Here is a 17,750-nt window from a genome sequence, read left to right on the forward strand (position 1 = left end):
CCCCCTAACCTGCCTTGTTTAATTCATGAAACTTCCGCTTTGGATACTCGTAATTCTTTCGCACATCTCCCCATGAGGACACTCGTGTAAAGTAGCCAATAACCCGCGTCAGATGATCTGTAATTGGCTGCCCACAGATGGGGCAGGTAGTCCCGGTGCCGACGATCGCCATATGACCGTGGGCGCAAATGCCAAATCCATAGTTGATGGCGAAGTGTTCAATTCCCTCGGATAAGGAAATCAGGATGAGTTTCTTCATTATATAAGGGTCAGTGATCTGTTCCTGAACATTCAGGTGAAGGATGCCGCCGCCGCTGACGTGTTTCATAAACCGGCCCGTCAGTTTGATGCGGTCGACGGTGCCCATATCGGCAATGAGCGGGACATACTGATTCGAATACAGTTCAAAGGGTTGCAACTTTCCATAGACAAGCCGGTCCTTTTTCGCCAAGGTAGCTGCCGTGCTTTCCGCAGGAATTTCCTCGGTGTTGAAGGAATGACCTGTTCCCCGACTGAAGATGGCGGCGTATTCCTCCGTCCGCTTCAGTACCTTTTCGGTAAACGCCTGGCCCTCAGCGGTTTCCATCGGCAGCCCCATGAACTCGCACATCTCATATTGGCCGTGGATGCCGATGGTGGAGAACAGCATGTCCAGCGAGAACCAATCGAGGGGCTTGAAGAACTTCAGGAATCCTTTCTTCACTCGGCGGCGAAGGATTTCTTCCCGGTGGACCAGCAGCAAATCTCTTGCCATTCTCGCCCGGCGATCCAACAGAACAAAGAAATGCTTCTCGTCACGCGCATCCAGCGCAAGACGGGGGAAGTTGATGGTCACCACTCGGTGGGAACCGATGTTTAGGCCGCCGTTGCCGAAGCTATCGGCCCTGTACTTCATCCGTTCGGTGTCGTTTACGTAACGGCAGCACATTGCGATCTTGGAGCCTTCATTGGCGTAGATGTTGAGCACACCCAGTTTGACGTTAATCCGGCTGATAAAGTCCAGGAAGTCCTCGTCGATGGGTCGCCGATCCTTATCGACCGACAGGTTGGCCGTCATGACGGGGAAGCGGTACGGCAGGCCAGTAGACGGGTCGCCTTGGGCGAAGAACTCGGCGATTACCTTCTGCACGGTCATCACATACTCGACATCTACTTCCGTCCCGTCGGGATACCGGTACTCTTCAAAGAGCTTCTTGAGGTTTTCCCGGTCAAAGATAGACACGTTAGAAAAGGGCGATTGGCCCGAAATTCTGAACTTGTTATTGGCCACGTGGACGAACTTTTGCCAGAGGTTCTCGATATAGGCCCGGTCCTCCGCTCTTTCCGGATCGCGACCTTCCTTTTTGAGATACCACGCCAGGTTGACGATAAAATCCCCTGGCGCCACCGCACCGGCAAACTCCTGGCTCAAATCCATGACCACTTCCGTGACTTGGGCCACGAAGCTGTCCGAACGCCTCGGCGGTAGGCTATGAAGTTGACCGTATTGCCGCCCCTCGATCATGAGGTTTGATGTGGAGAAGGCGAAGCAATAGGGTACTTGAATCCCTTGGCCGGAGCTGTCGTGGAAGTACAGCTCCCCCCGCCAGATCGCCGAGAGCATCTGGTTGGCCCGGTGGAGGCCGAAGCGTTTTTTGCTGTATCGCCACAGCAGGTAGTAGCCCTCCAATTTCAAGATGCCTTTTGTCACTTCGGCCTGGTAGTTGTTTGCCGACAGTTCCTCGTTGGAGTTGGCGTTTTGATCCACGCTGGTATCGGCCAGCCGCTTGGTGAAGTAGTCGTGGGACATCTGGCCGACATCCACTTTGTTCGGGCTGATGCCTTCGAGTTCGAGCAGCTTGAGGCCGATAGGATCATTGGCAAACTTCTGATAGAGACGGTGGAATCCAGGTTCAAAGGTCAGCGATAACTTCAAGCCACCCTCTCCTTCCGTCGATGGTACACGATTTGATTGGAACTGGCGGGGAATGCGCCGGTGCGTAAGTCCTCCCGATATTCGCCAGCGACAATGACATCACATAGGTCGATGATGACCTCGGGGATCTTGTTCAGGTCATAGCCGGTATACAGCCAGGTCTCAAGGCCGAAGGATTTTACGGCAGCCAGGATGGTCCGCAACGCTTCTGGCTGCTCCATGGGCTCCCCGCCAAGGAAGACCACGGAATCGTAGACCGCCCGGTGCTTTCGGAGCCGGGCGAAGATGTCATCAATCGCCATCTCCTCCCCGCCGTCCATGGGTTGCAATTCTGGATTGTGGCAGCCGGGGCACCGCTTACGGCAACCTTGAAAGAAGATGCTGAAGGCAATGCCGTTGGCGTCGGTGGTGTTGAAGTCATGAAACCCCGCCACGCGAACCGTTTGCATCAGGCCACCTCCTTCACGTGGCTGGCCCTTACTTGCCACTTGCGAAAGCCTTGCCGGTCTACCCACACCCAGAGTTCAAAGTCGATGACATCATCCAGGTTGTGCTGGGCGATGGTTGCTTGGATGTCGGCGATCTCTTTGCGGTAATTCGCCGGAGAGAACTTTTTCGTCCGCTTGGACTGCACCGCTAGGATCCGCCGTCGGCTGATACCCAGCACATCGACCTTGGAGTGCGAACCGGCAGACCGGAGTACCAGATATCCTTGGCTGGTCAGTTCGTGAACAATCTTTCGCTCAATCTCATAGCCTCGCTGATAATTGGTCCGCCCCATTTAGGCCGCCACCTGTTCGTTCATGCGATGGCAGTGGGGCTTGTACAGGCAGAAAAAACACTTCTCAATCATTGCGGCAGGAATTTCATTGGCGTAGCATTTCTGGGCGACAACAGCGAACTTGTCCAAGAGCCGGTTGCGGTCTTCATCGGTAACCTTCAGATAAAACGCGCGCATGTCTGGCTTTGCCTCGGCTCCCTTGGTCCAACTGTCCTTCGCGAGGGATTCGTAGACAATGAGGAACTCGTTAAGGCCAAAGAGCAGAGAATAGGCGATGCATTGCTCCTTGTGATCCTCCTGGGCATCTTTCAGCCGGTACGAGCCGATCGCCCCGATGGTCGATGACTTCGTCTTAAACTCAAATCCGATCTTGCTGCCATCCGGCTGGTACAGCAACACGCCGTCCATCATGCCGTACAATTGGAACCGCTGACCGTTGTGTTCAAACTGGCGGACCTGACGGATGTTCTTTTCCCAGGCCGGCCGGTTGGTGGTCTTCGTTCGCACCACGGTAAACTGCGGAGAATCCAGCTGGGTCTCGGCATAGAGCAGATCCCGTTGCACCGCCCGGTGAACGGCCGATCCGTTGCGGGTCCACCGTCGCTGATATGGAAAGCGGTCAACAAAAGCGGCTTCCACACGTTTGTTTTTGTAATAAAGTTCCCGTTCACATTTGTAGGCCGATGAAGGCGAGAATGTCACCAAACCCCGTTGAAACCCCAGCTTTCTCGTATCGCTGTTGAGACCGTCCAATTCGTCCGTCAGGAGCAGCTTTTCGATGTCATTGTCATTTACTTCTTCAATGGAATGGATCGCATCAAAATGTTGGAGGATAGCTGTGGTCAATTCGTTACCGCGGTCGGCAACGACGGACACCACTTCCTCACGCAGTTCCCTGGCGCCATCTCGGTTGACTAAGCTGCCGATGCAAACCACTCCCCTTTCTTTATCCCTTCGCCCCATCGGGTCATGATTTCGGTATCCACTTTGAGCGGCACTGCCAGCGAGGCCGCTGCGGTCATGCACGCTTCGATATCCTGGATGTCACGCTCGGTAATGTTCGTATCCACCAGCATCAACGCTTCATCGTGTACGGTGCCGCAGAGAGACCAGCCCCGTCTGTTGCAATACTGGTTCAGGTTGAGCATCGCCCGCTTCATGATATCGGCGGCCGTTCCCTGGATGATGGCGTTGACACTTTGCCGCCGGACGGATTCTACCTCGCCTTTGACGTTGTAGAATTTGCGTTTGAGATCCCGGGGGATGTCGTTGTTTCGCCAGATATCCAGCGGGAGTTCCTCGACGCCAAGGATCGAACAGATTTCTTTTGCCAGAGCATCGTAGAGATTGGCTTTCTGGCGATGACCTGGGAATCGCCGTTTTCGGCCAAAGAGGGTTTCTACGTACTCGTTCTCCTTGACCAATAGGTGCGTGTCTTTAATGAAGGAATAAACTTGTGGGTAGGTTCTAAAGACATCTCCAATAAACAGTTGGGCCTCTTCTACTGTGATTCCTAATTGGTCCGATAAGGTATACATACTGGTCCCGTAGAGAATCGCTAGCAGACCGACTTTCATCATCTTCCGGTACTTGGAGCCGTCGCCGCATTCCTCGATGGGCACCTTGAATACCCGGCTCGCCAGGGTGGAATACAGGTCCTGCCCGTTTAGATAAGGCTCCTGTAAGTGAAGGTCACCGCTGATATGGGCCAGCACACGGGGTTCAATCTGGGAGAAGTCGCTGCCGACAAGCAACTTGCCGGGTGGCGCGACGATCAATTTCCGGGCTTTCGTAGGCAGGTTCTGAAGGTTGGGTTCGTTGCTGGAAAACCGGCCCGTCACGGTGGCCACCTGATTGAAGGAGCCGTGAATTCGGCCATCCGATTTGATCCGTTCCGGCAACGCCTCAACGTAGGTGCTGAGAAGTTTCGAGAGTTCCCGGTATTTCAGCAGGTGCTCGATGCCGGGGTGCTTGTCCTTCAGAGCCTTCAGCGTCTTCATATCGGTGGATCGGTCGTTAACCTCGGGTAGTTTTAATTCGTCATAAAACTTACGGGCCAACTGAACGGGCGAATTAAAGTTGATCTCCCCAAAGTGATCCACTAGGTTTTTTTCCAACTCGGAGATCTCGGCTTTGAGTTCACCGCCGTACTGCTGGGCATACCCCTGGTCGATGAGGAACCCGCACTGTTCCATTTCGACGCAGGTGTCAATGAGCGGATTCTCCAGTTCGCGATACAGCCGAGACAACTTCGCTAGCCGCTGTAGATGCTCACGCTGCCATAGGTACAACATCCACGTAAGGTGGGTGTCTTTGGCGGCGTACACGAGGGCCACGTCCAGGGGCACGTCATCGAAGCGGGTCTTCCCAAACAACTCCTCAAAGGTATGGCTGCTGTCCTGAAACCCGAAATACTTCCCATACTTTGTCGCCAGGTTCTTTAGGGCAAAGGAAGGCTCGTTCTCGTTTAACAGGGCCATGGCAACTCGGGTATCGTGCAGGAGCCCCTGCATCCGAATGCCGTGTCGGAGCAACATGTGGATGTCGTACTTGGCGTTGTGCAGCACCTTGCCGATAGCCGGGTCGGTAAGAATCGGCTTCAAGGCAGCGAGTACAATAGAGCGATCTAGCTGCTTCCCCGTTCTGTGAGCCACCGGGATATAGACGTGGTAATCGGCCTTGGGCAACGTGATCGACATTCCAACAATTACATCGTGGTAAACGTCCAAACCGGTCGTTTCTGTGTCGAATGCTATGATAGGCTCATTTCGTAGGTCGCTGATCAACTGGTCTAGCTGTGATTCTGTTTGAATCAGCCGGTAATTGGCCGGCGTATTCGCGACCATGTTTTTCAGCACCGATTCTTTGCGCTGCATCTGTAAATCACGCCATAGCCGCAACGCATGGGCCTTAGTGAACTTCTTCAGGTTCTCGACACCCACACCGATCTCGCCGGAATCGATGGCCGCCTTTACCGTTTTCAATCGTCCCTTATCAAGGTCCGAGAGGTTCGTCTGAAAGATCGCTTTCTTCTTGGCTCCGGTATGGCTGACCCAACCGGAGAGCCACACTTCCTCCCAAGTGGGCTCCCGACTTGCCATCTCTTTACGTAGCTGAGCATTTTGAACCCGATCAGACACATCAATTACAACAGGTTTTGATAATCCAATCCTTAGCTCGACAGTCACGACCTCCCGCTTTTCATGATGGCCTCCTTAAAAAAGATCCTCTGGCTTTACCTCCGCTTCTCCGAGGGGCTTTACGCCGTCGTCCTGCAGTTCGTTGCCGAAAAATCGCTCAATAGGAAAGCCTGCCTTTTCTAGCTCTTCGATTTGCTGTTGGCGGGTGCGCGGTTGCAGAACCGTTTCGTAGAAATCGTCTTCCACCGTCGTCTCATTAAATGAATCGAACTTTTCCTGGTCTTCAGGCTTTAGCTTAATGATTGGATTCAGCGTGAAGCTCGTTTCCACTTTGGTGCCAGTTCGCTTGAACACGAAGGCCAAATCCCGCAAGTGATCGGTGTACTGTTCAATGGTCTGAATGATCCCCTGGGCTTGTCCTTTGCTGGCATCGAATACCCGGATGATGCCCTCATCGAGATCGGCCATGGCAAAAAGGTAACGCTTGCGCGCCCGAAGTCCCTGGAATTCTTCCAGCCCCGAATGGCCCGCTTCGCAATGGGCACATTTTTGACCGGCGGGATGAATGCAGGGCTGTGTGAAAATCCCTTGCAGGTAGGCGCTGTGGGCTCTGTATTCCACATAATCCTCCGGCGTCAGCAGGCGAACGCGAACGGAATCGCCGTCTTTCAACCGAATATACACCTTTTTGAAATCGATAGATGAGTTTTTCTTGTTGGCAGATTCCTTGGCAGCTTTGCCTTTCGCTGTGATTACACTCATGATTTAATACCCTCCGTGAAATTGATTATTGTATGGTTGGCGCTGAAACGCTTTTTGTAACCGCTTTGAGTTAGGCGACACTGTCGAGGTACTCTTTGAACTTTTCTTTGGCTCGTTGCACCCCCTTTCGCGATCTCGCATCGTATTCGCTCGCACCGAACACGACAGAGGCGATTTCTTGAAAGGTGCAGCCGAAATCTAACAGCTTAATGATTTTTCCTTGCTGCTCGTTGGTTCTCGCAAAACCATCGAGCAGTTCTTTTTTTTGCGCGTTTCCGACGACGGTTTGCTCAACGGTCGATACATCGTCTTTACATATGGAATTCCAGTCCAACGTATTCTCATCGAAATCAGTAGTTTGCAGTGTGTCTGAGACCCGCTTTATCGCTCGATGATACCGGCATAAGTCAATGAATTCCCGAAGCATAATGACCCGGTATCGCTGTACAAACGAGGTCCTTCCGTCAAAATCGATGGCCGCCTTCCAAACCGCTTCCTGAAATACGGAATAGATGTCCTGGTAGCGAATGCGATGATTTTCCCTTTTTCGAGCCTCGTACTTCAGGATAGGATCCATAAGCCGCAGCAGTTCCGTAAATGAATGACCATCCCCCGTTTTGGCGAACTCTAGTGCAAAGCCATCGATCTTGTTCTGGTCGTTCAAGCCGCTACCCCTTTCCTTCTTTCCTCGTTTCATCGGTTGTTCAAGTAATCTTTATGGTTTAATTAATGACAGGGCTAATGATTACACAATTTACACAGTATTAATAGGTGTAGATTATTGGAAGCAAGGCTTTACCAGTTATGATCGATTCCAACCGGGGAAAGTTAAGAAAAGGGGTTGCTTCATGCCGAAGCGGTTAACCGGTCGTGAGAAAGCCCAGCAGATGCTACGCTACGCCAATACGGGTGACTATCTGCGGGGGTTACGGATGAAAAAAGGGTTCACCTTGGCCGCGTTAAGCGATAAGGTTGGCGTGTCCATAAACTTCCTGTCAGAACTGGAACGTGGCTTGAAGGCTCCTGGCGATCAATTAGTCGAAGACCTGGCGAAACTCTATGGAATCGACAGTAGTGAAATCTACAGACGACTCGGCAGGATTCCTGAAACAGCGACGACTGAACTTGAGAAAAGCCCGCAATTTCAAAAGCTGCTCATCGAACTCAATCAAAACAAAAAGTTAACCAAAAAAGAAAAAAAGGGAATTTATGACGAGGTATACAACTCATTTCGTTCACTAATTAAAGAAATGGAAGCAGAAAAAAGGCGTTAAGGGAGGGCAAACCGTGGAATCTTCTTGTAACAGACTCACGCTATCCAGGCTCTTATCGGGATTATTGTCCATGTTTGTCTCCGGTGCGATTACGAGCTTGTTGTTCGGGGCTTGGTTCTTTCTGCAAGTACGCGTTTCACGGGATTTGAAGAAACTTGTCGCCATGGCGAAGGTGGAATACGAAGGAAGAGAATATTTATTGGTGAATCCATCCAGCATCGGTGAAGTATTTGACGTCATCGCAGAATACTACATGAGAAAACTCCATCCAACCGAACAAATCATGAAGAACGAATCACGTGTACAACTCATCATGGGTTTCGTATCGGCAATACTCCTCCTTTCCACTATCTACGGCCTGTGGACTGCGATAAAAGGGGCTAAGACGCTGTCACGGGGACGCCCAAGTTCAACGTCTCTGAGTGATTGACAAGCGTGAAGCAATACGTCCCGAGGCAGTTCGTTCACGTCTTTGGCGTATTCCGGAATTTCCATCACTCGCAGAGATAGATAACCCCCGAGTTGTCGGATGATACTGTCCGCCAGCCGTCTTCCCGGCAGGTCGTTGTCTGTGGCGATTACCACCTCCTTCACGGGGGATTGAATGATAAGATCCCTTTGCCGCGCTGAAAGATGGGCTCCCCCGAGAGCCACTGCGCCATATCCGGCCTCCCAGAGGGTAATGGCGTCAATCTCGCTTTCGACGATGAACATCAGTTCTTTCTGAAGACGGATGACATGGTTCAATCCATAGATGTGATTGCGGATCGGCTGGCCGCCGGTTTGATACCAAAAGATTTTGTCCCGGACACTTCGATACTTGATGTTGACCAGGTGGCCGGATCGGTCTTGCCAGGGAAAGGTGATCGCTTTACGCTTCCGGTCGTAGCCGATATTGAAGAACCGCTGAATCTGTTCAGATAGACCTCGCTGTTTTTCCAGATAGGGATGCCGATAGCGATAAGGAACCAATATATCGGGATGCAAGGGCGTCCAGCTTTCCGTCTCCATCGAAAGCGGGCGCATTTTTAGTTGAAGGGAATCCACGTCGGTTGTGTGAACGCCGTATTGGGTCAGCAGATAATCAACGGTTTCCTCATAGGTCTCATTTCGCAGCCACGATAACAGCCGAGGAAGATTTCCCTTCTTCCACTCTGGATCGTCCCCGCCGGAATCGATCCAGACACCAGTGTCCAGTCGGATCGCGAAAGATGGATGTCGTTCGGGCCGAAAGGGCGAGCAAGCCAACAACTTGGTATCTGTCCACCGGGGCCGGTTCCAGTCGTACCGTCGAAGTTCTGAGGCGATATCAACCTCGATCTCCTGCCCGTGCAGCGTAATCATGCCGCGTTCTGAATGACCGTTTCCATAATCGCCACCGCTTCCGGCAGCAAGCCGGCCTCTTGGACCAGCGTGATTTTATTGACCTTCCTCCCATGCTGCTGCTTGAACGCTTCGAGAGCATCAAAGCCTGTCGCTTTTGCCAACATCGCGTACATACGACCATAATGAACGGCCGGTTTTGCACTCCACGAGGCCATCTGGTGAACATAGCTTCTGAGTTTATGGTTGGGCGTTGTCTCACGAAGTTCTTTGATGCGGGCAGCCAGGTTGTGGTCATCAATGGAGGGTGATGTTTGAGCCGGTTTGATCGCGTTGGTTAGAACGGGCTCTAACGTTTTGATCAATTGATGGATGGCGTTCATCGCGGTATTGGTGGTGTCCATGGTTGCCGTCATCATATCGGCAGAGTTTTTAATGGAGAGCGATACAATTTCCGTAATGCTACCCATTGCTTGCGTTATCGTTTCCGCCAGCTTATCGATTTTCTCATTTGAAGGAGTACCCTCACTAATGGCGTACTGCCCCGTCTTTCGGATACTCGGAATTACCTCGTGAGTCACCCATCTTCTAAATAATCTCGCTTGGGGTTTGCGGCTACCAATAATCAGTGAGTACAAACCGGGTTCATTTACCAGAGTTAACTGGGTTATCATTGGCTCCTTACTTATCGTAAGGAGGGTTTCCCTCTCCATCAGAGTCATTTTTTCATCTTCATCGAGTCTATAAAGTGCCTTTGTTGGATTACCTATCTCAAGTACATCACACACATCTTTTGCAACCCACCAGATTGTTTCTTCTATGAGTGCGGTTCGTACAGAATGGCCTTCAAAGTCGAAAACATGAACGTTTTGAGATTGCACAGATAGCATCCTTTCATTATTTGATGTTTCAGTCTCACTATTATCGAGATTCGATTGGTGCAGATGAGAAGCTACTTGTCGGATAATCCTCTTTTTGATTTGCTTTGCATTTGGCTTGCGGCACGTTAAAAAAAGTTGATATAGTCCGGATTCGTTAATCATCAACATATTCTGTGTGCCCCCAGAAGTCTCTACGGGATGGAGCTTCCTGTCATTCCTTTCGAGTCTCATCAGATTAGCCGAAGGATTGCCGATACCAATGGCGGCACAGATATCTTTCGCGACAAACCATAATGTGTTATCTATGACTGCAGTGCGGATCTCGGTGCCTTCAAAGTCAATGATTTGAGGAAGACGCGTTGGGTTAGCAACAGTTCCTTTCTCCGGATTAATGTTAGCTATTGTGTTGAGTACCGGACGTTCGTACTTTTCGATAACCTGCGATGTTTTCAATGGTGTAGCCTCCTCAGTTTTTTTGTCGGACTGTTTTGTCCATACATCTTCTTAATGCGAAAATTGACTCTCGATTGTGACACGAAACAAACTGGAATTTTCTCTCATTCAAAAAAGGTCGGTCACATCGCTCTCCCGAATCACGCCCAGATTGAAGTCGCAGACCAATTCGATCACTGTTCCCACATTGGGTTCCCGGGCTTTCTCAATGCTGATTTTGCCGATACCGTCACCCGCGTCAAAGGTGAGCGCCGTTGCCGCGTCCTGGATGACGGCCACTGTTTCCGAGTAATCGGTCAGCTTCGGTGGCTTTACGACATGGACGCCCTCATCATCTGTTTTTCGCTTCTCCTTTTCAGCCGCCCCTGGCGTTTGGTGTACGACCAGCCCGGCTACTGCGTACCGCCCAAACAATTGTCTTAACCGGCGCGAAGTGTAGGACATGGAATCCCTCATCTTGCCCCGGCCATGGTTCATGAGGTTAAAGCCGTCGATGATGACCATTTTTACGTTGGGGTTCATCTGCAGGTCCGCTTCAATCGCTTCTAATGACAGACCATCCGGTAAGTCTTCCATGGTTTTGATCAAATATGGAGCCGTTGCCGTCTCCGCCGAAAAAGCTTTCAGGTAGGAAAAATACTGCGATTCGTTCTCCAACAGCCCCCGGCGGAGTTTCACGTTGTCAAACTTCCCCATCAAGGTATCCAACCGAAGCGCCTGTTGGCGTTTGGACAATTCGGGCGAGTAATGAAGCACCCCAAAGCGGTTCTCCCACGCCGTCAATCCGATATGCGACGCCAACCAGGACTTTCCCCGGTTGGTGAAGGCCATGAGCAGGATATAGTCGCCCACTTCAAATCCGCTGCCTAGGGCTTGGGTAAGGCCGGGGTATGGCGTGGGGATATAGTTGCGGGTGCGCTGCTCCTTAGCCTGGTCATACCACGACAGTCGTTCTTCCCCATTGGTGGCAAAGTTAGTGCCAAGGTCGAAACGGATCTGCGTGGTCGATTCAATGCGAAGGGTTTCTTCCTTTAACCACTGGATAAACCGATCACCGGGCAGTTCGCTAAACTTCTTGGCCGCCTGGTGCTGCAACAGTTCAAATGCCCGTCGCTTGGCCGTTTGGGCCTTGAGCCGGGAGCAGAGATATTTGAAGGAATCCTGCACGTCAGGGATATACTCAAAGTTCTCAAACTGGGCGACGACCGTCCGATAATCCGGTGAACGACCGTTCTCCCGCACATATTCACGTATAAACAGATACACCTCGCCCAAGGTAGGAAAGTCGCCGAGATCCACGTTGAAGCGGTTCAATACAGGCAAGGCGTTTTCGTCGATCACTTTGGACAGCAACTGCGATTCCTGCATCCGCTTCCTCCCCCTGTGTTCAAATCAAGATAATCTGAAACTGACTCACGCCGCCCTTTTACTAGCGGAAAGGACTCTGCGAACCAATTCCACGCCTTTCGGGGATACCAAGGTCCGGCTGCGGCTCATCAACTGTCCATAGGGATTTTTGAAGGTGATCTCCTTGACGGCAAAGTGGCCGCTGTCGACGTACTTTTGAATCGGCAGGTTTTTGTCCATGCCGTTCTTAATCAAAATGCCGTTCTCCCGAAGCGTCGCATAAGTGTTGTTGCGGCCGTCATCCATCGCCTTGGCCACTTCCGACATGGTTTGCCACCCGTGAGAATCAATGAAGGTATCAAAGGCCGCCACTTTCGGCGCGTCAGCCTCGACCTTGGCGACAAGCACCAGTCGCATTTTCTCTGTCTGGACGAGCGCATCCAAAGCCTCCATATAGTTCGTGGGAAGGATCCTCCCCTCGAAGTCGGGCCGCTTCTCTTTATGGATGGTGTAGGAACCGGTCTGGCGGATGCTGGGCAACACCTCATGCACGACCCAGCGTTTGAACGCTTTGGCCTCGGGCTTGCGGCTAGCAAGGATTAAACTATATAACCCGGGTTCATTGACAACGTTCGTATCTCCCTGACGACCTAAGTTGAACTTAGCCCGTTCATCATCATCTAGTCGTTGAATAACAGCACTTGGGTTTTTGAGTTCCAGAACAATACACACGTCTTTTGCCACAAACCAAGGTTGACCGTCGATTACAACTGTCCGTACCTGCGCGCCCTCATAGTGGAATACCTTTTGCATGTTCATCATTAATTTTGTCCTCCTAAGTTTTTTTGAGATTTTGTTTTGTTGAGCGGTAACATCATCATCCAAGCATCGCCCGGTTTCGCTGGTCTTCCCCTTCAAAGGAAACGGGAATGGTCATACCCCCTATGCGACTGGCGATACGGGGGTCCAGTAACCGAGCGATCGGTTCCAACGGTTCATTCGAGGTAAGGATGGTGGCTTTCTGATTGGCGCACCGATGGTCGATGACCTCGTAGAACTCATTTCGATATGCCTCTGTCGCCTCTCGTACGCCCACGTCATCGAGAACGAGCAGTTCTGCTTGCGCCATATCGATCTTGCACTCGTAAAAGGCGACAGCGGCCTTTTCTTGCATCTCACGGGGTCCGCGGAACTGGGCGTTGAACCGGTTCTGGAACGTTGATGCGTTGACGAATAACGCGGGTAGCTGGAAAATCGGTTTCGTCCGCTTCACGTGTTGAATCGTTCGGGCCACCAAATACGCATGAAGGATCGCGACGGCAGCCGTGGTTTTGCCGGTTCCGGTTCCTTTTGGATTGACGCTGTTGGGGACGGAGTACAGATACAGCCCCACCCCTTCCGTTACCCGTTGCAGTACGTTCTGGCAGTAGGCAAAAACCAGTTGGTGCGCCTCTGGGTTGTCGGATTTGAAGGGCAGGCGGTTCGCCGTTACCTTTGCATAGGCCACAGGAATGCCTGTGTGCCCCAACAAGCCGCCCTTGCCGCTTGCCCCGTGTAGTTTTAGGTAGGCGTAGCAATGGGCATGGCACAGGGCAACGTCGCCAGCCTTCTTGCATTGTGATGAGAGCAGACAATGGATGACGATCACTCCTCCTCGCTTCCCCGTTGCAGCCTTGCCAGGATTTCATCGACGTTTCGACCGCCGTGTTTTTTCACATTACAGCGCGGTTGCCTTTCCTGTGCGACAGCCAGCACCTGCGGGGCCAGCCAGCAGAGCGAGCCAATGGCCGGGCGCGGGTAGGCTTTGGATCGCCAACGCTGGTCGTATTCTTCAAAGTAGGTGTCGACGAGTTGCTGTATCTGATCGGTGGAATAGGTCGCCAGCAGATCGGTCTTCACCCGCTTTACGTCCCGGCCCCATACAGGGTTGAAATCGACATGATACTTGTCCCGATAACGGTCACAGAAAGATTGGATGACGTCTCTGGGCTTGGTCAGGTCGTATATAAGAGTTCCTACGGTTCCTTGGCCTGACTCTGCATGGTTTATTGTCTTGTTATAGTGGTTCTGGTTTAACTGGTTCTTGTTAGTGGGTAAACAGTTACCCATAGATCCGTCCTCGTTTTTACCCATAGGTGGCTCAGTTTTACCCATGGCTTTCCCCGTATTACCCGTAGAGGGGGTATGGGCACTACCACCTAGAGGTACATAATTACCCATAGCTGTATTGTTGCTGTCAAAGATCGCAACCTGGGACATTGGCAGCACCGTGTAGACGGAGTAGACGTTAGGAGACACTTTGGGATTTCTTCGTTTATCCCGTAGCACCAACGGGCGATCCTCGTAGCGAAACTTCAGCAGAGACTGAATGTGTTTGGCAACTGTTTTTCGCGTCATGCCCAACCGCTCTGCCAATTGCTCTTGCGTGGGATAGCACTCGCCCTTTTCGTTCATAAACGATGCTATCGCCAGCAGCGTAATGGTGCGTTCCGGCCCTAACTCTGCCACGAGGCCGCTGGCAAACATACTGACGTAGAGTTTCAAATAGATGTGATTGTCCCACGTCTGCTCCAGCACATTGAACGATTGGTTGACCTCGACGCGAAACATCTGATTCTCCACTGTAGTCCCCCCCTTTCTGGCCCATAAACGAGAAACAGTCCCACTGACCGCAATGAGCAGCCAGTGGGTTGAAGCGATTATTCTGTTTTGATGTGCAGTGTTTTGCTTACATCGAAAAGCCCGTTTGCCGACAGCCCGACGATAACGCCGTTGAGGATGCCCGCTTGCAGCGTGTCTGCTGGGATGTAGATGACCCCGGCGCAAACACCCAAGACCAGCGTCACCAGCGGAATATACTTGCTGTCAATGTACAGCTTGGCAAACTGGCCGATCGCGATGAGGACCGCAACGACAACAGCCGGTTCGAACATGACCCATCACCTCCCTTCCCCCGCAACGCCTACACTGACTAATGCGAGAAATGGGGGTCGATTGTGACACGATAGGGGCTGGCAATCATTTCTGGTTACGATGCGATCAATTTCAGTCGGTCCAGAATGACAACCAAACGATAGAACGTAGCGTCTCCGGCGGGCTCCGTCAGGACATCTTTATCCATCAGCTTTTTTACGCTCTCCCGCGCCCAGTCCGGTACAACCGCCAGCTTCTCTGCCTGGATACGTTCCTGTTGCCGCTTAGCAATGGAGGCGATAAAGGCGTCCCACCGGGGCAGGATGAGGTGCGGACAGAGCTTGCCGGTCCAATGCTTGTGGGGAACCACGTTACTGAGCGGGATGGCGTGTTCTTTCATCAAATCAATAATCAGGTCGATTGCATTGGTCTCCGCCTGCGCCAAATTGCCGTCGCTGTTCTCGCAAATCTCCACGCCGATGCTGGTCCGGTTGCCGGGGCCGTTCAACCCGTCGCCAGCGTGCCAGGCGTTCTCGTTGGTGGGGATGTGTTGAATGATCTGCAGATCGTCGACGGTAAAATGCCAACTGGTCGAACCGGCTCCGGGCGATTTGATGAAGGCTGCGTGACCGGCAGCGTTGGCCCCCTTGGTGCTGTTGCCGGTGTTGTGGACGGTGATGAACTTGGGCGTCAGTGCGTTGCCGGGCCGGTTTTTCGCGCCCACCGGGACCAGGTCCTGAATGATGTTTGCCATTACGCTTTTCCCCTTTCTCGAATATCGATTTTGATCTCTTGCACGTCGCAGGATAGCTTCTCGTACTGCTTTGCCAGGACCTCAAACTGCCGGGAAACGTCCTTGAGAAAATCGGTCAGCTTGTCCTCCCGGACCTTGGCCTCGGATTGCAGTCGGCGGCTGTCGTTCAGTTGGTACAGGTACAAAGACACGAACAAGGCAGCCCATAGACCCTGTTCCAATGCGACGGAAATCAGCTTATCCATCCCTTCCCCCCTCTGGAAAATCAAAAAACCCCTGCTGTGGGGTTTCGGTTATCGCCGGATTTCTTTTATTAGCTCCAAAATCAGGTTGAGTTTATCGTCCATATCCTCCAGGGTAAGTTTTGTGCCCTTCGCTCGCTTTTCCGAAAGAACGGCCAACCGTTGTTCACGCAATTCCTTTGTTTGTTGGCTCTGCGGTTTGGGGATCCGAATCGTAGGTCTTGCCATTACGACACCTCCACCTCAAAGGACATCGGCTCCGAAACGGTGTTTTGGGCCTGTACGAATACCCGATACTTCCCCGCTGCCTCCGCCACAAAGTCAAATTCGGCCTTGCCGTTGACCATATCGAGGTTTAAGACGACGGGGTTCTCCCCTTCCAGATCGACTTGAACGGTTAGAACCGCAGCATCTGACAATGGGGTGTTCTTCCAACTCCGGAGTTCAACCGTTACGGGCATAGCCTCCCCTGCACGGACGCCTGATTTTAGGCTGGTCACATGGAGCTGGATTTCCGGGCAAAAAAAGGACTTGCTTAGGAGACAGCCCCCTTCCCGTTCGACTTTGTAGACGGAGCCATTTTCAACGACGTATTCCGTAATCATCGGCGTCCCCCTTAGACTCGGGTATAGAAGATGCCCCATTTTAGGGAGGGGCTTTGGTAACTGCTTGACGTATTGGAGAAGGTCAGGCGGATGCGCGATTCCGAGTAAAAGAGCGGTGGAAATGTAAAGATGGCAGTGCCTGAAAATGAAGTGTAGGTGTACGTAGAGTTAGGCGAGTAGAATGATTGCGTGTACGTATCCGGCAGGAAAAAGGCGAGAGATTTGTGGCTTGTGCCAAAATAATCGCCCGTGGAAGGCCGCCAAATCCATACCCCGGTAGAAGGGTGGTTTAGCGTGCTCCCGTAAACACCGTTCATAATAAAAGAACCATCCACTTCCAGCTTGTAGGATAAGTTGGAGGCTCCCGACATGAACTCGATGTACCCGCCGAGAACATGCAGAGGCCCAGTGATATTAAAAACCTCTACGTCGTTTTGGCTAGGATATGTTGTGGCGTTGAAGCCGCTCGCAATATAAACCTTTTTTCCGGCAGCCCAGGGCGTTCGGGCCAAGGCCGATGCAATAGCCGTGTGCTCACTGGTGTTATTGGCTTTCAGGTCCCCAACCTTGGCGTGTAAACTCCCGGCGGCATTGTTGGCGTCCGTTCGTAATCCAATCTGCCGTCGGAAGAATGACAGCATAGCCTCGCTTAGTCCAAACATCAGCCAGTTCCCCCTCGTTTCAGATACTCGCCGACCCATGCATAGGACACTGTGTCGCGAATCCCTCCGGCATGGCCGTCAATTGGTGGAAGATACCGATAGACCCTGCTGACCATTTCCCCTGCGTATTCCAGCGTGGTATAACCGGTCCCGTACACGCCGTGCTTCAATTCGCCCGACTCACCAGCAAACATTTTGAAGTGAACGGCGCTCTCTTCCTCCCAAGCACCTGGGTTGAGCCGACGATAGCTGGGGTAGGCCGCATCTAACCCTGTTTCTCCATGCAGGTGAAAGTGATCCACAGCGTTGCCTCCGCGAAGGATCACCAACCAGTAGATGGCGCCTGCTGTAAGCCCAGTCAGGTCAACAGGGATGCTGAAATACCCTCGGGCTTCCGGCAAGAATTCCTTTGGCAGAATGCTTCGCTTGAGCGTTGTCCCGTCGGAGTTGCCGTTCGCGGCCAGGCCCGAGCGAATCTCAATGATGACATCGGCCCCACTACCATGCCGGGCCAGTTCCAGTTCAACCCGAGCAACCTCCGTGGTATTAGCCGCCGTAAACCGGATGGCGTGGTCGTAGCTGGCACAGTCAAATTCCGCGATGCCGGAGCCGGTTTTTCCATCTTTCTGTACCCCGTCGTAAATCAGCGAGAACGGCTGCAATGTGAGCAGGCTGTTCATCGTGGCCTCGTCGAGAAC

The 17,750-nt window shown here is 52.2% G+C and carries 21 protein-coding genes; 1 reads left to right on the forward strand and 20 read right to left on the reverse strand.

The genetic code is table 11. From position 1 onward, the window contains the following. Positions 1 to 4 precede the first annotated feature (4 nt). The 7 genes from GTO91_RS02870 to GTO91_RS02900 all read right to left on the reverse strand — a co-directional run bounded on the left by GTO91_RS02870 (position 5) and on the right by GTO91_RS02900 (position 7,262). Positions 5 to 1,915 carry an anaerobic ribonucleoside-triphosphate reductase gene (locus GTO91_RS02870; protein ID WP_161254571.1) on the reverse strand — a complete coding sequence of 637 codons (1,911 nt, stop codon included), beginning with the start codon at positions 1,913 to 1,915 and terminating at the stop codon, positions 5 to 7. Next, positions 1,912 to 2,364: a 4Fe-4S single cluster domain-containing protein gene (locus GTO91_RS02875; RefSeq protein WP_161254575.1), complete on the reverse strand. Its 453-nt coding sequence runs from the start codon at positions 2,362 to 2,364 to the stop codon at positions 1,912 to 1,914. Before GTO91_RS02875 ends, GTO91_RS02870 begins: the two co-directional genes overlap by 4 nt. Further along, positions 2,364 to 2,696, reverse strand: a complete 333-nt coding sequence (locus GTO91_RS02880) for a PDDEXK family nuclease (protein WP_161254578.1) — start codon at positions 2,694 to 2,696, stop codon at positions 2,364 to 2,366. Before GTO91_RS02880 ends, GTO91_RS02875 begins: the two co-directional genes overlap by 1 nt. Further along, on the reverse strand, positions 2,697 to 3,632 hold the full coding sequence (locus GTO91_RS02885; RefSeq protein ID WP_328793714.1) for a PD-(D/E)XK nuclease family protein: 936 nt from the start codon (positions 3,630 to 3,632) through the stop codon (positions 2,697 to 2,699). Then, the gene (locus GTO91_RS02890) at positions 3,611 to 5,767 is read right to left on the reverse strand and encodes a DNA polymerase (protein ID WP_328793715.1); all 2,157 of its coding nucleotides are present in this window, start codon (positions 5,765 to 5,767) and stop codon (positions 3,611 to 3,613) included. The genes GTO91_RS02885 and GTO91_RS02890 overlap by 22 nt, the downstream gene beginning before the upstream one ends. A gap of 144 nt (positions 5,768 to 5,911) precedes the next feature. After that, positions 5,912 to 6,598, reverse strand: coding sequence for a hypothetical protein (locus GTO91_RS02895; protein WP_161254582.1), 687 nt, complete (start codon positions 6,596 to 6,598; stop codon positions 5,912 to 5,914). Positions 6,599 to 6,668: 70 nt separating this feature from the next. Continuing rightward, positions 6,669 to 7,262, reverse strand: a complete 594-nt coding sequence (locus tag GTO91_RS02900; RefSeq protein WP_161254585.1) for a sigma-70 family RNA polymerase sigma factor — start codon at positions 7,260 to 7,262, stop codon at positions 6,669 to 6,671. Positions 7,263 to 7,446: 184 nt separating this feature from the next. Here GTO91_RS02900 and GTO91_RS02905 point away from each other — a divergent pair, with 184 nt between their 5' ends. After that, the gene (locus GTO91_RS02905) at positions 7,447 to 7,872 is read left to right on the forward strand and encodes a helix-turn-helix domain-containing protein (protein ID WP_161254588.1); all 426 of its coding nucleotides are present in this window, start codon (positions 7,447 to 7,449) and stop codon (positions 7,870 to 7,872) included. Between the two features lie 351 nt (positions 7,873 to 8,223). Here GTO91_RS02905 and GTO91_RS02910 read toward each other — a convergent pair whose 3' ends face one another. From GTO91_RS02910 to GTO91_RS02970, 13 genes are all read right to left on the reverse strand, one after another. After that, entirely contained in the window at positions 8,224 to 9,216 is a 993-nt protein-coding gene (locus GTO91_RS02910; protein ID WP_161254591.1) for a toprim domain-containing protein, read from the reverse strand. Beyond that, positions 9,213 to 10,529 carry a BRO-N domain-containing protein gene (locus tag GTO91_RS02915; RefSeq protein WP_161254594.1) on the reverse strand — a complete coding sequence of 439 codons (1,317 nt, stop codon included), beginning with the start codon at positions 10,527 to 10,529 and terminating at the stop codon, positions 9,213 to 9,215. The genes GTO91_RS02910 and GTO91_RS02915 overlap by 4 nt, the downstream gene beginning before the upstream one ends. 108 nt (positions 10,530 to 10,637) lie before the next feature. After that, positions 10,638 to 11,897, reverse strand: a complete 1,260-nt coding sequence (locus tag GTO91_RS02920) for a DnaB-like helicase C-terminal domain-containing protein (RefSeq protein WP_161254597.1) — start codon at positions 11,895 to 11,897, stop codon at positions 10,638 to 10,640. 45 nt (positions 11,898 to 11,942) lie between these two features. Then, entirely contained in the window at positions 11,943 to 12,698 is a 756-nt protein-coding gene (locus GTO91_RS02925; RefSeq protein WP_161254600.1) for a BRO family protein, read from the reverse strand. A 55-nt stretch (positions 12,699 to 12,753) separates the two neighbouring features. Continuing rightward, the gene (locus GTO91_RS02930) at positions 12,754 to 13,524 is read right to left on the reverse strand and encodes an ATP-binding protein (RefSeq protein ID WP_161254603.1); all 771 of its coding nucleotides are present in this window, start codon (positions 13,522 to 13,524) and stop codon (positions 12,754 to 12,756) included. After that, entirely contained in the window at positions 13,521 to 14,498 is a 978-nt protein-coding gene (locus GTO91_RS02935) for a helix-turn-helix domain-containing protein (RefSeq protein WP_161254606.1), read from the reverse strand. Before GTO91_RS02935 ends, GTO91_RS02930 begins: the two co-directional genes overlap by 4 nt. Positions 14,499 to 14,575: 77 nt before the next feature. After that, on the reverse strand, positions 14,576 to 14,809 hold the full coding sequence (locus GTO91_RS02940) for a phage holin family protein (RefSeq protein WP_161254609.1): 234 nt from the start codon (positions 14,807 to 14,809) through the stop codon (positions 14,576 to 14,578). A gap of 95 nt (positions 14,810 to 14,904) precedes the next feature. Next, entirely contained in the window at positions 14,905 to 15,543 is a 639-nt protein-coding gene (locus GTO91_RS02945) for a peptidoglycan recognition protein family protein (protein WP_161254612.1), read from the reverse strand. Next, positions 15,543 to 15,788, reverse strand: a complete 246-nt coding sequence (locus GTO91_RS02950) for a BhlA/UviB family holin-like peptide (RefSeq protein WP_161254615.1) — start codon at positions 15,786 to 15,788, stop codon at positions 15,543 to 15,545. The genes GTO91_RS02945 and GTO91_RS02950 overlap by 1 nt, the downstream gene beginning before the upstream one ends. Before the next feature lie 48 nt (positions 15,789 to 15,836). After that, entirely contained in the window at positions 15,837 to 16,013 is a 177-nt protein-coding gene (locus GTO91_RS02955; RefSeq protein WP_161254617.1) for a hypothetical protein, read from the reverse strand. Continuing rightward, entirely contained in the window at positions 16,013 to 16,390 is a 378-nt protein-coding gene (locus tag GTO91_RS02960; protein WP_161254620.1) for a hypothetical protein, read from the reverse strand. The genes GTO91_RS02955 and GTO91_RS02960 overlap by 1 nt, the downstream gene beginning before the upstream one ends. Before the next feature lie 11 nt (positions 16,391 to 16,401). After that, complete coding sequence (locus tag GTO91_RS02965) at positions 16,402 to 17,052, reverse strand: hypothetical protein (protein WP_161254623.1); 651 nt, start codon at positions 17,050 to 17,052, stop codon at positions 16,402 to 16,404. Beyond that, positions 17,052 to 17,732 (reverse strand): hypothetical protein, encoded by a 681-nt coding sequence (locus GTO91_RS02970; RefSeq protein ID WP_161254626.1) that lies wholly within the window; start codon positions 17,730 to 17,732, stop codon positions 17,052 to 17,054. The genes GTO91_RS02965 and GTO91_RS02970 overlap by 1 nt, the downstream gene beginning before the upstream one ends. Positions 17,733 to 17,750 lie beyond the last annotated feature (18 nt).

This window comes from Heliomicrobium undosum, assembly GCF_009877425.1.
Taxonomy (GTDB): domain Bacteria; phylum Bacillota; class Desulfitobacteriia; order Heliobacteriales; family Heliobacteriaceae; genus Heliomicrobium; species Heliomicrobium undosum.